12 protein-coding genes are annotated in these 13,191 nt (G+C 41.9%); 5 read left to right on the forward strand and 7 right to left on the reverse strand.

The genetic code is table 11. The annotated features are described in order from the left end of the window. Nucleotides 1-45: 45 nt before the first annotated feature. Genes AN390_RS03985 through AN390_RS04010 form a run of 6 tightly spaced genes read right to left on the reverse strand, consistent with a single transcriptional unit; the run spans nt 46 to nt 6,928 of the window. On the reverse strand, nt 46-1,710 hold the full coding sequence (locus AN390_RS03985; protein ID WP_055253028.1) for a BatD family protein: 1,665 nt from the start codon (nt 1,708-1,710) through the stop codon (nt 46-48). Next, nucleotides 1,704-3,608: a VWA domain-containing protein gene (locus tag AN390_RS03990; RefSeq protein WP_055253029.1), complete on the reverse strand. Its 1,905-nt coding sequence runs from the start codon at nt 3,606-3,608 to the stop codon at nt 1,704-1,706. Before AN390_RS03990 ends, AN390_RS03985 begins: the two co-directional genes overlap by 7 nt. Further along, entirely contained in the window at nt 3,608-4,594 is a 987-nt protein-coding gene (locus tag AN390_RS03995) for a VWA domain-containing protein (protein WP_024031872.1), read from the reverse strand. The genes AN390_RS03990 and AN390_RS03995 overlap by 1 nt, the downstream gene beginning before the upstream one ends. Next, entirely contained in the window at nt 4,587-5,021 is a 435-nt protein-coding gene (locus tag AN390_RS04000) for a DUF4381 domain-containing protein (RefSeq protein WP_055253030.1), read from the reverse strand. The genes AN390_RS03995 and AN390_RS04000 overlap by 8 nt, the downstream gene beginning before the upstream one ends. Before the next feature lie 2 nt (nt 5,022-5,023). Then, the gene (locus tag AN390_RS04005; RefSeq protein ID WP_055253031.1) at nt 5,024-5,968 is read right to left on the reverse strand and encodes a DUF58 domain-containing protein; all 945 of its coding nucleotides are present in this window, start codon (nt 5,966-5,968) and stop codon (nt 5,024-5,026) included. 3 nt (nt 5,969-5,971) lie between these two features. Then, on the reverse strand, nt 5,972-6,928 hold the full coding sequence (locus tag AN390_RS04010) for a MoxR family ATPase (protein ID WP_029773481.1): 957 nt from the start codon (nt 6,926-6,928) through the stop codon (nt 5,972-5,974). Between the two features lie 329 nt (nt 6,929-7,257). Between AN390_RS04010 and fadI the strand changes: the two genes are divergently transcribed. From fadI to AN390_RS04025, 3 genes are all read left to right on the forward strand, one after another. Continuing rightward, nucleotides 7,258-8,568, forward strand: coding sequence for an acetyl-CoA C-acyltransferase FadI (fadI, locus tag AN390_RS04015; protein ID WP_024031879.1), 1,311 nt, complete (start codon nt 7,258-7,260; stop codon nt 8,566-8,568). Continuing rightward, complete coding sequence (gene fadJ, locus AN390_RS04020) at nt 8,568-10,790, forward strand: fatty acid oxidation complex subunit alpha FadJ (RefSeq protein ID WP_055253032.1); 2,223 nt, start codon at nt 8,568-8,570, stop codon at nt 10,788-10,790. Before fadI ends, fadJ begins: the two co-directional genes overlap by 1 nt. A gap of 287 nt (nt 10,791-11,077) precedes the next feature. Beyond that, the gene (locus AN390_RS04025) at nt 11,078-11,587 is read left to right on the forward strand and encodes a GNAT family N-acetyltransferase (protein WP_024031882.1); all 510 of its coding nucleotides are present in this window, start codon (nt 11,078-11,080) and stop codon (nt 11,585-11,587) included. 37 nt (nt 11,588-11,624) lie between these two features. On the opposite strand, the gene AN390_RS04030 is transcribed toward AN390_RS04025, so the two are convergent. Next, nucleotides 11,625-12,011 (reverse strand): MmcQ/YjbR family DNA-binding protein, encoded by a 387-nt coding sequence (locus tag AN390_RS04030; RefSeq protein ID WP_004587303.1) that lies wholly within the window; start codon nt 12,009-12,011, stop codon nt 11,625-11,627. A gap of 194 nt (nt 12,012-12,205) precedes the next feature. On the opposite strand from AN390_RS04030, the gene yeiP reads away from it, so the two are divergent. Beyond that, on the forward strand, nt 12,206-12,778 hold the full coding sequence (gene yeiP / locus AN390_RS04035; RefSeq protein ID WP_004587302.1) for an elongation factor P-like protein YeiP: 573 nt from the start codon (nt 12,206-12,208) through the stop codon (nt 12,776-12,778). 231 nt (nt 12,779-13,009) lie between these two features. Continuing rightward, complete coding sequence (locus AN390_RS19850) at nt 13,010-13,189, forward strand: hypothetical protein (RefSeq protein WP_408003169.1); 180 nt, start codon at nt 13,010-13,012, stop codon at nt 13,187-13,189. Nucleotides 13,190-13,191 lie beyond the last annotated feature (2 nt).

Here is a 13,191-nt window from a genome sequence, read left to right on the forward strand (position 1 = left end):
AATTTATTATTTAATGCATGAAAAGACCTAAATTTATCAAACTAGTTAATAAAGGTCTTTTAATACAGCTTGTTGCGACTTTGTACGTTGAACTTGGTGCTGCTCAATTATGTTAATAATAGCATTAAGATCGACATCCGCACTGCTATTTGCATAAAGAGCTGACTGTAAACGGTTAACCTGAGTCGCCAGTTCATCATTATTGATGTTGTGTATTAACGTATCTATCGCAGTCACTTTTTTGCCCGTTAGCTTAATCGCTACCGCATTTAGTTCGCTATAAAATGCATTGAGATTATTTGATTTAGCTGTATTTTTAAGCGCGTTTAATGAAAGTGGCTGGGCTTTATTTACAGATACACTGTTATTTTTTAGCTCATTATTAGTAGAACGGCTTAACCAATAAAAAATTGCAGTGATTATCCAAAAAATATACCCAAGCACGGCAACAATAATTAACCAAAGCGGAATAACACTTTGCGGCGCGGCTATTGCTGTATTGGGCTGCTGTGTATTACTTACTTTATTAGCAGGCAAAGTTGGCTCACCTGTATTAAGGTTGTCGTTTGCAATAGCACCTGGGTGTATAGCATTGGCGCTTGGTGTTACCGTTATAGTGCGCTCAGGCAATGTAGCGTAGCTAATGCGGTTCATTTTGGTGTTATACCAAGGCAGTGTTATTTCTGGGAGGGTATAAGTGCCTGCTTTTTGTGGTAATAACGCAAATGACGCTGTTTGCTGAGATACAACCCGTCCGTTTCTTACGGCATTGTTTGTTTCTACATCATCGGGGTAACTGCGAATTCCCGCAATGCTTTTCATATCAATTTCGGGCAGTTGCTCTTTAGTAACCCCTAATGCGGTTAAGGTAATAGTGCGTGTAATAGGCGTGCCAACTTCTACTGTATTTTCATCAGGCTGCCACTGCTCATCAATATTAACTAACTCACTGGGTAGCCATGCGCCTTTATAGTTTGCCGGGATAGGTTTTATCTCAAGTTGCTGATCATCCCCTAAAGCCGACACCTCTAATTGGCGGTAATTTTGCTGTACACGGCCTTGAAACGTAGGGCCAACAATGGTGTATACACCACTTTTTTGCGGTTGTAGTAAGTATTCTCGGGTGATCACTAAATAACGTTTACCATCTACAAGCTCATAGCTTTCGGTTTGTTTACCTAATTGAGTAAGCTGTGCATCTTGCATACTGGGCGTACTTAGGCTGCCATCAAGCAGCTCTTTTGCTAGGTAGAGTTTAATCGTATATACGCCAGCTTCTTGAACAAACAACGAGTCACTTGAGAGCGATGTTTTTAAAAAAATATCGTTATTTTTATCAGCATCGGCAGCGCGTTTTGCCACTTTTAATTTTATTGGCTGAGAGCTTAAACCGGCCACGTTAAATGCCGGAATGGTGTATTCACCTTCATTACGGGTCATTAACTTAACAGACCAGGTTGTTTGCTTATTAATGCTGCCATTTATAATGTTGGTACGCGTGCTTAAACTTGTTGGCCCAACTACAAAGTCTTTAAGTAACACCGAGGTGTCGGGTTGCTCGCTTTTTATTGTGTCGTCAACTGAAATGTTAAGCATAAAAAATTCGCCAGCAAGGACTGGGTTTTTATCTACACTTGCCTCTAATTTGGTGGCGGCCCATGATGGCATCGCACTTAATAGCAATAAACAGCAAAATAATCGCATTACCATGATTTTTCTACTCCTGTAGGGCGACGTTGATATTGTCTTTTTTGGGCTTCTAATTGCATTTTATTCCGTAATAAAATTGCCGGATCGTCCGGTACTTTTCTTAATAACTGGTTAAGCTGCTGGGCTTTTTCTTTCTCTTCGTTGGTGAGCTCACGGGTTTGTGCTTGCGCGGCTTGTTGTTGAGCATTTTGCTTTTGCTCATCGGTTAACGTTTGCTGCTGCGCTGTTTGCGGCTGAGTATTTTCAGCCTGTTCTTCGTTTGTTTGCTCAGGCTGTTTTTGCTCTTGATTAGCTTGTGGCTGAGTTTGTAGTTCTGGCTCATTTTGTTTATCTGATTGTGAACCCGACTCAGCACTTTGTTGGTCTTGCTCAGTGTCAGACTCATCACCTGGCTCACCTTGCTGCTCTTGTGATTGCTCGCCTTGATTTTGCTCTGATTGAGAATCGCTATTTTCACCTTGTTGGTTTTGATCTGATTGCTGATTGTTTTGTTGCTCACTTTGATCAGATTGTTGCTGGTTATCTTGCGAATCACCCTCTTGCTGTTGCTGCTGTTGTTGCTCGAGCAACTGCTCAACCAAAGCTTGGTTATCAGCGGCTTCGCTAAAGTTAGGTTGTAGCGTTTGTGCTTGTTTGTAAGCATCTATGGCTTGTTCTAGCTGTCCTGATTTGGCAAGCGCGTTGGCATAGTTATAAAAACCAGTGGCTGATTTATCTTTACTAAAGGCTTCTAGTGCGGCATCAAAATTACCTTGTTGGTACAATGCAGACCCTTTTAAGCTGCTTGAGTCGGCATTGACGGCCCGTTCAAAATCTTTATTTTTATAAGCATCAAGCGCTTGCTGATCAGTGTTTTTTAAAAAAGAGGGGAGCTCTAATGCACTTGCCTGTTGGGTTGGCAAAACGCTGAGTACTAAAAAGGCACCTATAAATGCTGCACTTCTAAATAAATAAAGGCCTAAGGGCAGTAAAATAAGTAACCCATATATACCTGCGTCTATGCGCCACAGGGCATGGCTTTGTTTTTCATCTTTTAATAACTCACTGTTGGCACTTGGTGCAAAAGTGGCTATGTCACTGCTGCTTGGTTGGTAAAGGGCAAACTTTCCACCACTGCGGGTCGCTAGGCTTTTTAAGCGGCTTATGTTAATGGTGGGGATGACTATTTGACCGTAGCTGTCTTTTAAAAAACCGCCTTCAGGTAATTTAATAGGAGCGCCTTGCTCTGTGCCTACGCCATAAATATTTAGCCGATAAGAAGAATTACTGGTAAAGCTAGTAATATCGCTTTGCTCTTCTTGGTCTATGCCATCGGTGACTAATATTATATCGCCATCAATATAGCCTGCTTGCGTTAAAAGCTCGTTTGCCATATCAAGGCCAGCTAAAACATTAGAGCCTTTGTCGGGCATAATGTCTGGGCTTAAACTCGGAATTAAATTAGTAAGCGTAGTGGCATCGTTTGTAAGTGGCGAAATAGTAAATGCACTACCGGCATAGGCAACTAAAGCGGTGTCGCCTTCTTTAAATAGCTCAATCATATCGAGTGCTTTAAAGCGTGATTGCATTAAACGATTTGGTGCTATATCGGTACTGTACATTGAGTACGACATATCCATTACAATCACACGAGCACTTTTACTTTGAAATACAGGGACCTGTTTTTCTTCAAAACTAGGGCCTGCACTAAAAATAATAGCTAAACAGCAAAATACAGCGACCAGCCAAAGTGGCTGGCTGGCTTTAGTGTTTGACTCGTTCATAATAAACGGCGCCAAATGAGGGGCAATTAGGTTATCTGCGCTTTGTTTTTTATGCTTAATAAAGGCTATAAAAAACAACGCAAGTGCAGGTATTAAAAGCCACAAAACAGCGGGACGAATAAATGTAAAGTCCATTAGTTAGGCTCCTTTAATGCACGTAAGGTGCTTAACATTACTTTTAAACTAATGAGTAAAATAGCAATAAGTAGTGGGTAGTAAAACAATGAGCTTTGCGGGCGAAATGTTTGCTCATCTGCGCTAATTGGCTCTAACTTATCCAGCTCTGCGTAAATTTGCTGAAGGCCAGCAACATCTTTGGCTCTAAAATATAACCCACCGGTTTGTTCGGCAATGTCTTTTAACAAGCTTTCATCTAAGCTGCCCCCACTCATACCGCCCATATTAAATAGGCTAAATCCTCGGGGGTTATCTGAGCCAACACCTATGGTATATACTTTTATGCCTTCTTCGCGGGCAAGGAGTAGGGCATCTTCAGGTTTTAAATTACCAGCGGTGTTTTGACCATCGGTTAATAGCACCACAATACGGTTACTTTTATCTTTGTTGGCAAAACGCTTTACTGATAAACCTAGCGCATCGCCAATAGCAGTGGCACGTCCAACTAAGCCTATTTGAGACTCACTGAGCATTTTACTTACGGTTTTAACATCGCGAGTCAGTGGCGTTTGTAAAAATGCGGTGTCACCAAATAATATTAGGCCTAACCTGTCGCCTTGGCGCTGTTCTATAAAGTCACTCAATACCGCTTTTACCATAGTGAGGCGATCAACATATTGGCCGTTGTAAGCCATGTCTTGTTCGGTCATTGAGCCAGATAAATCGACCGCAAGCATTATATCGCGCCCTTCATTAGGTAATGAAATGGGGTCGTCTAACCATGTCGGGTTGGCTGCAGCAGTGACCAGTAATAGCCAAAGTAGCCATTCAAAAATAGTTAGTTTACGTGCGCTTTTTTCAAGGCTTTGGCTGGCTAAGTTATGTTTGGCAAAGCTTGGAATACGTAACCGGGTATGTGCGTTACTGGCAGCAGGTTTTAATAATAAAAGTAATAAGGGCAGCGGTAGTAATAAAAACAACCATGGCCAGCTAAATTCAAACATGTACTGGCTCCTTTAGTTTAAATTGCTTTATGCCTTGGCGTAATTTTTCGTTAAGCGCGTCATTGGTTTGCTGCGCATTATACAGGCTTAAAAGCTCATGCTCGGTAAAGCTTAAACCGGTTAAGGTATTAAGTGTGTTACACCAGTTAGCAGTTGATTGCGTTGCTAGGCGTTTATCGTAATACTCTATTACTAAGCGCTTTAAAATAATATGAAGTGTTTGCGCGCTTTGCTCGTTGTGGCTTAAATCGATTGCGTAGCGCTTAGGCTTTTTAAATTTATAATTTTTGTAAAACCAAAAAGCAGCTGCACAGATTGCTATAAACAACAGGGTAATAATAACCCACCAAGCAGGGGCGAGTGGCCACCAACTAACTTGGCTTGGCGCTATTATATCGTGCAGGCCATCGAGTGGATTGGTTTGCATGGTTATTTTCTCACTAATTGCAGCTCAAGCGGGCTCGCTGCATTGAATGATATTAAGTTAAGACCCGATTTAGTTAAGCGATTTAGACGTGTGCTAAATGCTTGCTCGGCGTTTTTTGCAAAGCGTTCTCTAAAGCTTTTATCCATAAGCGGTAGCGCAAAATCTTGGCCGTTGGCATTAACAGTGACAGCGTTTTTAAACGCGGGGAGCGTATGTTCAAACGGATCACTTATATGACAGCCTATCAGCTCACAGTGGCGGCTTAGTATTTCTAATTGTTTAAAGCTTGCATCATCTAAGGCATTAAAGTCAGAGACTAAATACACTAAGCTGCCAGGTTTAGCTAGGTGGTTAAGTCGTTTTAAATTATCGCTAAAGTTGTTGGTTGCTTGTTTATCTATATTGTTAAGTGCTTGCTGGTGGCTGTCGCATAGATTATGACACAGCTTTAATACCGCTTTTTCGCGGGCGCTGGGCTTTAGTTCTAAATGCGAGTGTTCATTAAACACAATACCGCCAATTCTATCTCCGCGTTGACACGCCGACCACGCAACTAGCGCGCTAATGTGCGCAGCCTGTACCGACTTAAGCAGCAGCTTTGAGCCAAATAGCATAGAGTTTGAAAAATCAGTAAATACAAAAACTGGGCGCTCTTTTTCTTCTTGAAAAAGCTTTGTATGGGTTTCGCCGGTACGCGCTGTTACTCGCCAGTCAATAGAGCGAATGTCATCACCTTGCTGGTAATGACGCACTTCGGCAAACTCCATGCCTCGGCCTTTATGGGGCGCAAGGTATTGCCCAGTTAAACTGTTTTTAATTTTAACTTTTGGTGCCAGCTCTAATAACTGTGCTTTAGCTTTGTAATACAGCAGTTCTTTTAGCGCTAAATTTACACCGTGGCTGTGGCTTTCTTTTAGCCACGCCTTTGAGTCTAATTGTGTTTGCATAACTTAGGGTACGGCTACAAGTTCAACAATGCGGCTTATAACCTGATCTTTAGTAATGCCATCAGCCTGTGCTTCGTAGCTTAAAATAATACGATGGCGCAGTACATTATGTACAACGGCTTGAATGTCATCAGGTGCTACAAAATCGCGGCCATGTAACCAAGCGTGGGCACGGGCACATTTATCAAGTGCAATGGTGGCACGCGGGCTTGCGCCAAACTCAATCCAACGGCCAAGTTGCTCATCAAATTTAGCCCCTTCTCGAGTGGCAATAATAAGCTGTACTAAATATTGCTCAAGCGGCTCGGCTAAATACAAACCTAAAATAGCTTGGCGAGCGGCAAATAAGTCGCTTTGGGTAATTTGTTGCATTACCGCTTGGTGTTCATTAAGTGCTTCACCACGGGTTAACCGGAGTATGTCTAGCTCGTGCTCTGCACCTGGGTAATCAATGCTTAGATGTAATAAAAAGCGGTCTAATTGTGCCTCTGGCAGCGGATAAGTCCCTTCTTGCTCCAGCGGGTTTTGGGTAGCCATTACCATAAACAAATCGCTTAGCGGGTAGGTGTTTTTGCCTACCGTTACTTGGCGCTCTGCCATGGCTTCTAGTAGTGCTGATTGTACTTTTGCTGGGGCACGGTTTATTTCATCGGCTAAAATAAGGTTATGAAATAAAGGGCCTTTCTCAAACACAAATTCACTGGTTTGTTGGCGGTAAATATCGGTGCCGGTTACATCGGCAGGTAATAAGTCGGGCGTAAACTGTACGCGCTGGAACGAGCCTTCAATACCTTTAGCAAGGGCGTTAACAGCACGGGTTTTTGCAAGCCCTGGCGGGCCTTCTACTAATAAATGGCCATCAGCTAAAATGGCAATAAGGAGTGCTTGAGTAAGCTCTGGCTGGCCAATAATTTGTGTATCTAAGTACGTTTTTAATTGTTTGAATGCGTTAGCTGCCATAATAAATAGACTTCCTCGTCAGCTGGGTTTGTACCTAATTTATTTTAGGTGATTAATACTGACCTAGTTATAAGGTTTATAAGTGAGTAACTCAAGAGTTAGACTGTATTTTTAAAAATAGTTCGTTATTTTTTAACGGTTTTTAGCGTACCACAAAACTTTGTAAAAACGCGTAAAAAAGCCTATTGTGGTAGTCAATATTAAGCACTATGTATATATCTACCTTTAGTGCTTTTGTATAAATTTGTGTTTATCTATTGGCTTTAGCACACGGGTTGTTTAGAATCGAGGAAAACAAACAGGTCAGACCTGTCAGCGGGAGAGCATAAATGTCTGAGCAAAACATACTAAAAACACCAAAAGGCGACCGTATTGCCATCGTTAGCGGCTTACGTACTCCTTTTGCAAAACAAGCAACAGCGTTTCACCATGTACCAGCCCTTGATATGGGTAAGTTGGTGGTTAACGAAATGCTTGAACGATTAAATTTCGACAAGTCAGAAATCGATCAACTTGTATTTGGTCAAGTAGTACAAATGCCAGAAGCGCCAAATATTGCACGTGAAATTGTTTTAGGTACGGGTATGCCAGTAGGCGTAGACGCGTATTCAGTATCGCGTGCGTGTGCTACCAGCTTTCAGGCCATTGCTAATGTAGCTGAATCTATTATGGCAGGCTCTGTAAATGTAGGTATTGCCGGTGGCGCCGACTCATCTTCAGTATTACCTATTGGCGTAAGTAAAAAATTGGCAGGTAGCTTAGTTGATTTAAACAAAGCACGTACCTTAGGCCAGCGTTTACAAATATTCTCAAAACTGCGTTTAAAAGATTTATTACCAGTACCGCCTGCGGTTGCTGAGTACTCAACAGGCCTTTCAATGGGGCAAACTGCTGAGCAAATGGCTAAAACACATAATATAAGCCGTGAAGATCAAGATGCACTAGCGCATCGCTCGCATTCACTTGCAACCCAAGCATGGGCCGACGGCAAGTTAAAAGATGAAGTAATGACGGCACATTTACCGCCATATAAAAGCTTTATTGAAGAAGATAATAACATTCGTAAAAATTCTACAGTTGAAGGCTACGCTAAGCTTAAACCAGTATTTGACCGCCAACATGGCTCGGTTACCGCTGCAAATGCAACACCATTAACCGATGGTGCAGCCGCCGTACTGATGATGAGCGAAAGCAAAGCAAAAGCACTAGGCTACGAAATTTTAGGTTATGTACGTAGCTTTGCGTTTTCGGCAATTGGTGTAGAAAAAGACATGCTAATGGGCCCAGCGCATTCAACGCCTATCGCACTTGATAGAGCAGGTATTACACTTGCTGATTTAGATTTAATTGAAATGCACGAAGCCTTTGCATCGCAAACACTCGCCAATATGAAAATGTTTGCATCAGATAAGTTTGCGCAAGAGCAACTTGGTCGTAGCAAAGCAATTGGCGAAATTAACATGGATAAGTTTAACGTTAACGGCGGCTCACTGGCATATGGTCACCCATTTGCAGCAACCGGTGCTCGCTTAATTACGCAAAGCTTACACGAGCTTAAACGTCGTGGTGGCGGTTTAGCATTAACAACAGCGTGTGCTGCTGGTGGTTTAGGTGCAGCCTTTGTATTGGAGAGCGCGTAATGACAGATTCAGTATTTAATTTAACGGTAGATGAAAACAAAATTGCCGTAGTAACCATTGATGTGCCGGGTGAGAAAATGAATACCCTGCGCGACTCATTCGCAGATGACTTAAAAGCTTTACTTGAACAAGCGAAACAAGAGTCAGTAAAGGGGATGGTATTTATTAGTGGTAAAAGCGATAACTTTATCGCGGGCGCTGATGTAAAAATGCTTGATAGCGTGCAAAAGCGTGAAGATGCGTTAGCAATTAGTGAACTTTGTCATCAAGCCTTTTTTGATATGACAAAACTACCTTATACAACAGTAAGTGCAATACATGGTGCTGCGCTTGGTGGTGGTTTAGAGTTTGCTTTAGCGTGTGATTACCGCGTAGGCACAGATAGCGATATGACTAAAGTAGGCCTGCCAGAAGTACAACTTGGTTTATTACCAGGTGGCGGCGGTACGCAGCGTTTAACTAAAATTGTAGGCATTCAAAAAGCACTTGAATGGATGCTAACAGGCAAGCAGATTCGCCCTAAGCAAGCTAAAAAAGCAGGCGTATTAGATGATGTAGTACCACAAAGCGTATTACTAAAAGTCGCTAAAGAATTTGCCGCTAAGAAAAAGCCAGCAGATAAAGAACCAAAGCTTGATAAAGTAAGTAAATTATTAGAGTCAAACCCGTTTGGCCGTAACTTTATCTTTAAAAAAGCCAAAGAAAACGTCCTTAAAAAAACCGGCGGACATTACCCTGCGCCGCTTGCAATTATTAAGGCTGTGCGTGCAAGTGTAGAGCTTGATAAATTAAAAGCATACAAAACAGAAGCTGAAAGCTTTGCAACACTTGTAATGAGTGATGAATCTAAAGCGCTTCGCGGTATTTTCTTTGCAACCACTGAAATGAAAAAAGAGTGGCGCAACGACGATGCGCCAGCAATCAGTAAAACAGCTGTTTTAGGTGGCGGCCTAATGGGTGCCGGTATTGCGCATGTAAGCGCAGTAAAAGCCAAAGTACCTGTACGTATTAAAGATGTAGCAGAGCAGGGCATTAGTAATGCTATGAACTACACCTACAAAATTTTAGATAAGCGCCTTAAACGCCGCATTATGTCTAAAGCTGATATGCAGTTAACAATGAACCGTATTACCGGTACTACCGACTACAGTGGCTTTAAACACATTGATTTAGTAGTAGAAGCTGTTTTTGAAGATTTAGCCTTAAAGCAAGGTATGGTTGCCGATATAGAGCAGCAATGCCAAAGCAATACTATTTTTGCAAGTAACACGTCATCACTGCCTATTTCACAAATTGCAGCACAGGCACAGCGCCCTGAAAACGTGATAGGCCTGCATTACTTCTCGCCAGTTGAAAAAATGCCACTCGTGGAGATTATTCCGCACGAAGGGACTTCACAAGAGACTATAGCGCGCGTAGTTAACTTTGCACGTAAGCAAGGTAAAACGCCCATTGTGGTAAAAGACATGGCAGGTTTTTACGTAAACCGTATTTTAGCGCCTTATGTAAATGAAGCAGCTAATTTAATGCTTGCCGGTGAGCCAATTGAAAAAATTGATGCTGCCCTTGTAGAGTTTGGTTTCCCAGTTGGGCCGCTTGCTTTACTTGATGAAGTAGGGATTGATATAGGCTCTAAAATAGCCCCAATTCTTGAAAAAGAATTAGGCGAGCGATTTAAAGCGCCTGATGCATTTTCTCGTATGATTGATTCAAAACGCCTAGGCCGCAAAACGGGTCGTGGCTTTTATGAGTACGATAAAAAGAGCAAAAAAGTTGACGAGTCAGTGTACGAGCTATTAGGTGTAACCCCTGCACCGCGTTTAAATAAAAGCGAAATTGCTAAGCGTTGTGTATCACAAATGCTTAACGAAGCCGTGCGTTGTTTAGACGATGGCATTATTGCCAGCCCACGTGATGGCGACATTGGCGCTATATTTGGTATTGGCTTCCCACCATTTTTAGGTGGACCGTTTAGCTATATGGATAAATTGGGTGCCAGCAAGGTTAGCTCTGAAATGTCTACATTAGCTAATAGCAATGCAAATTTTGCCCCATGCGACACGTTAGTAAGTATGGCTGAATCAGGCGCTAAGTTTTATCAAACGCAGCCTGTTGCAGATGAGCCAAGCCCAGCACCTGTTGCTGAACAAGCTATAGAAGCAGAACCTGCTGATGAGCAACCTCAAGAAGAGAGCGTTGACTCACCAAAACAAGACTCGTAAAACAGCTTGATTAAAAAAACCGCATTATATGCGGTTTTTTTATATCTGCTATTTGTAAATATAGAATACTAGGGCGCAATAATACCAACCCGCAATAATACTTAATCATTCTGCGGGGCTAAACGTGTCGCTACCTGTGTTAAAAACGTGCATTTATAAAACCTAAATTGCCAGTTTTTATTTAGTTATCGACAGGTTTTTACCCTCAAATAAGACTTATAATTAAGTGGCTTGCTATAAAGTATGTTAGCTTAATTTGCAGCTAAGTAGATAAGAGGTAAACCATCATGCAGTTGTTTACAGCACGATTGGCAATGCGCCCACTTCAAAGCAGTGATTGGCCATTATTTTTGCAGTTACATCAAAATCCTACCGTGATCCGTTATTGCTACGATATGCCCAGCGAAGCGTTTGTACGCAGCCGGTTTGAACAACGTTTAAAAAGTTGGGATAGCACTTCTACTCATCCACTTTGCCTTGTGGTATTTGATAAGCATTCAAATGAGCCCATGGGTGTAACGGGGTTTACATACGAACTTGAGCAAGCTGAGCTAGGCTATTTGTTTTTACCCGCGTATTTTAATCAAGGCTTTGCCAGTGAGTCATTGCGTGCCGTGATTGAGTGGGCATGGCAACAATGCGGTATTACACAGTTTAAAGCCGTGGTTACAAAGGGGAATATAGGGTCTGAAAAGGTATTACAAAAGTGTGGATTAACGTTAACTGGCATTAATACGCAAGCGCACACTATTAATAATACACGTTATGATGATTTGATATACACATTAAAATTGTAGCAAATAGGGCTAGCAAGCTAGCCCGTGATGGTGGTTTCTATAGATGTGCTTCAATTGCTTTACGGTCTTTTTCTGGCATATTCTCAACAACTAATTTGAACGAATTATCGATCATTCTTTCAATTTCGCCTTGTGGAATAGAGCCATCTAATATCACCGTATTCCAAAGCCGCTTGTTCATATGATAGCCAGGGATCACCGCAGGAAAAATATCACGCAATTTAAGTGCTTCATCGGGATCGCACTTTAAATTAAGCCACCAAATAGGATCTCCATCATCATTAACGTCTCCATCATTACCTAAGGCAAGGGTGGCAAACATTTTATGATTTACTTTATAAACATCAACCTCTTGAGCAAATGGTTTTGTCACTTGCACCAAGGGCTTCTTTACTAAATACTCATGTACTGTGTTTTGGTCCATGATCCAATCCTTGAAGTCATACTCGGTAGAGATACCATAGCAGTTTTTTTCGCTTTTGATTATAGGTATTTAGTTTTAAATTAAAAATTTGCAAGTCTATATCAAATGCAGCCCCAAATTAACGTATTTTTAGTTGAACAATACCCAGTTCGTGGTATGTTTCTGGCAATCAAAAAAATAATAGGAAAACCCCCATGCCAAAGGCGAGTGAAGTTAAAAAAGGAACCGCGATTGAGTTTAATAATCGCGTGTTGGTAGTTAAAGATATTGTACGTTCAGTTCCACAAGGCCGTGCAGGCGGTAGTTTGTACCGTATGCGTTTATACGATGTAGTAACAGGTGCAAAAGTAGACGAAACCTTCAAAGACAGCGACATGCTAACCCTAGCAGATTTAACTCGCCGCGAAGCAATGCTTTCGTACATTGATGGCGATGAATACGTGTTTATGGATAATGAAGACTACACGCCGTATAACTTAAACAAAGAGGCGATAGCAGAAGAAATTCAATTCGTTAACGAAGAAACGCAAGGCGTACACGTTATTGTGATTGATGGCTCGCCTGTAGGTTTAGATTTGCCATCAAGCGTAGAGCTGGTTGTTGAAGAAACAGACCCTTCAATCAAAGGCGCTTCTGCCAGTGCACGCTCTAAGCCTGCACGCCTGAGCACGGGTTTAACCATTTCGGTGCCTGAGCATATATCTACGGGCGACCGTATCCGTATTAATACGGTTGAGCACAAATTTATGGGCCGCGCTGAAAAGTAACCCAAGCTATACAATAAAGCTGGAAAGCTGGCGCTATGCCGGCTTTTTTTATGCCTAAATTTTTAAACTAGGGAATAGTAATTTGCATCAATACTTAATTTATATGCGCTGATAGCTAAAATGGCGACTCATTGGCTTATCAAGCTTGCTGCTTTAAAAGTGTGTTATTTGCCGTTAAAATGCGCAGCGTTGTTTTGAGCTCAGTTGGGGTGATGTTTGCTTTTCGTTTTTATTAACGCTCTATGTGCTTTGGCCATTTATGTTCAAGCGCTTAAAAAAGGTATGCCAATTAAACGGTGGATTTTATTAGGGGCGCTAATAGGCCCTGGCGCATGCTGCTTATTTGGTTTGCATTACAGGCGTGCTTTTATACGCAACGTAGGCGCCGGTGCGTGTATATGGCGCCCGTAACA

The sequence above is a fragment of the Pseudoalteromonas sp. P1-11 genome (assembly GCF_001399995.1).
Lineage (GTDB): Bacteria > Pseudomonadota > Gammaproteobacteria > Enterobacterales > Alteromonadaceae > Pseudoalteromonas > Pseudoalteromonas atlantica.

Excerpts from the sequence above, each read along its gene's own strand:
- fadJ (WP_055253032.1), top strand. The coding sequence starts at position 8,568 with ATGACAGATTCAGTATTTAATTTAACGGTAGATGAAAACAAAATTGCC.
- AN390_RS04005 (WP_055253031.1), bottom strand. The coding sequence starts at position 5,968 with ATGCAAACACAATTAGACTCAAAGGCGTGGCTAAAAGAAAGCCACAGC.
- AN390_RS03985 (WP_055253028.1), bottom strand. The coding sequence starts at position 1,710 with ATGGTAATGCGATTATTTTGCTGTTTATTGCTATTAAGTGCGATGCCA.
- AN390_RS04025 (WP_024031882.1), top strand. The coding sequence starts at position 11,078 with ATGCAGTTGTTTACAGCACGATTGGCAATGCGCCCACTTCAAAGCAGT.
- AN390_RS03995 (WP_024031872.1), bottom strand. The coding sequence starts at position 4,594 with ATGTTTGAATTTAGCTGGCCATGGTTGTTTTTATTACTACCGCTGCCC.
- AN390_RS04010 (WP_029773481.1), bottom strand. The coding sequence starts at position 6,928 with ATGGCAGCTAACGCATTCAAACAATTAAAAACGTACTTAGATACACAA.
- fadI (WP_024031879.1), top strand. The coding sequence starts at position 7,258 with ATGTCTGAGCAAAACATACTAAAAACACCAAAAGGCGACCGTATTGCC.
- AN390_RS04030 (WP_004587303.1), bottom strand. The coding sequence starts at position 12,011 with ATGGACCAAAACACAGTACATGAGTATTTAGTAAAGAAGCCCTTGGTG.
- AN390_RS04000 (WP_055253030.1), bottom strand. The coding sequence starts at position 5,021 with ATGCAAACCAATCCACTCGATGGCCTGCACGATATAATAGCGCCAAGC.
- AN390_RS03990 (WP_055253029.1), bottom strand. The coding sequence starts at position 3,608 with ATGGACTTTACATTTATTCGTCCCGCTGTTTTGTGGCTTTTAATACCT.
- yeiP (WP_004587302.1), top strand. The coding sequence starts at position 12,206 with ATGCCAAAGGCGAGTGAAGTTAAAAAAGGAACCGCGATTGAGTTTAAT.